Source organism: Halomonas sp. SIMBA_159 (genome assembly GCF_046536035.1).
Taxonomy (GTDB): domain Bacteria; phylum Pseudomonadota; class Gammaproteobacteria; order Pseudomonadales; family Halomonadaceae; genus Vreelandella; species Vreelandella venusta_A.
Genome location: NZ_JAWJBT010001221.1, coordinates 1 through 248 on the forward strand (window position 1 = coordinate 1; position 248 = coordinate 248).

Below are 248 nucleotides of genomic sequence, written 5' to 3' on the forward strand. Positions count from 1 at the left end.
GCAGCAGTTTGCCGTCGTTCGCATACACCGGGAAGTATTTCTGGTCACCTTTCATGGTGTAAACCAGCGCTTCAGCCGGCACCGCGAGGAATTTCTCTTCGAATTTTGCGGTCAGAACGACCGGCCACTCCACCAGCGAAGCCACTTCTTCCAGCAGGCTTTCGCTTAAGTCAGCGTTACCGCCAATCTTACGCGCTGCTTCTTCGGCATCGGCTTTAATCTTCGCCTTACGTTCTTCGTAATCAGCG

Annotated in this window: 1 protein-coding gene; it reads right to left on the minus strand. The window is 53.6% G+C overall.

Annotation, left to right across the window (positions count from 1 at the left end; translation table 11 throughout):
• Nucleotides 1-248: glycine--tRNA ligase subunit beta (locus R0J87_RS23155; protein ID WP_498889300.1), on the minus strand; the 248-nt coding region annotated here is incomplete at both ends.